The sequence below is a fragment of the Acinetobacter sp. NIOH-H-8 genome, assembly GCF_046635365.1.
In the GTDB taxonomy this organism is placed as follows: Bacteria; Pseudomonadota; Gammaproteobacteria; order Pseudomonadales; family Moraxellaceae; genus Acinetobacter.
Map to the genome: position 1 here is coordinate 1 of NZ_JBHDVN010000175.1, position 460 is coordinate 460.

General features: G+C 63.5%; 1 pseudogene. It reads right to left on the minus strand.

The window, feature by feature from the left end:
* Positions 1 to 460: pseudogene (locus tag ACEWB7_RS17640) on the minus strand (flagellar motor switch protein FliM); the annotation flags it as partial.

A 460-nucleotide genomic window follows, 5' to 3' on the forward strand; every position in this document is an offset into this window, starting at 1 on the left:
AGTGCACCGTGCCGGTGGTGTCGCCGATCTCCAGTGTGAACGAGGTGGTGACGACGATCTCGCTGGGCGTGGCGACGTTGGCGAATTGGGGCTGCATCTCCGAGCGCTGGTATTCGAGATCCAGCGGGTCGATGCCCTGCCAGGCCTTCTTGTACTCCTCGCGGATGACGTCGACCAGGCGGTTGATGATGCGTTGCTCGGTGGGTGAGAAGTCGCGGCCCTCGATGCGGGTGTGGAACTGTCCGTTGCCGCCAAAGAGCGAGTCGATCACGGCGAACACCAGCGTGGGGTCGCACACCACCAGGCCCGAGCCGCGCAGGGGCTTGACCGACACGATGTTGAAGTTGGTGGGCACGACGATCTCGCGCAGGAAGGCACTGTACTTCTGGACCTTGATGGCCCCGACGGACACTTCGGGGCTCTTGCGGATCAGGTTGAACAGGCCGATGCGGATGTTGCG